Origin of the sequence: Pantoea sp. VS1 (genome assembly GCF_002207995.1) — a bacterium.
Lineage (GTDB): Bacteria > Pseudomonadota > Gammaproteobacteria > Enterobacterales > Enterobacteriaceae > Pantoea > Pantoea dispersa.
Map to the genome: position 1 here is coordinate 1 of NZ_NHZE01000093.1, position 294 is coordinate 294.

A 294-nucleotide genomic window follows, 5' to 3' on the forward strand; every position below is an offset into this window, starting at 1 on the left:
CGGGAGACACACGGCGGGTGCTAACGTCCGTCGTGAAGAGGGAAACAACCCAGACCGCCAGCTAAGGTCCCAAAGTCATGGTTAAGTGGGAAACGATGTGGGAAGGCACAGACAGCCAGGATGTTGGCTTAGAAGCAGCCATCATTTAAAGAAAGCGTAATAGCTCACTGGTCGAGTCGGCCTGCGCGGAAGATGTAACGGGGCTAAACCATGCACCGAAGCTGCGGCAGCGACATGTAAATGTTGTTGGGTAGGGGAGCGTTCTGTAAGCCGCTGAAGGTGTGCTGTGAGGCA

General features: G+C 55.1%; 1 rRNA gene. It reads left to right on the forward strand.

Features of this window, described 5'->3' with window-relative positions:
* A 23S ribosomal RNA gene (locus tag CBW22_RS23505) occupies positions 1–294 on the forward strand; the annotation flags it as partial.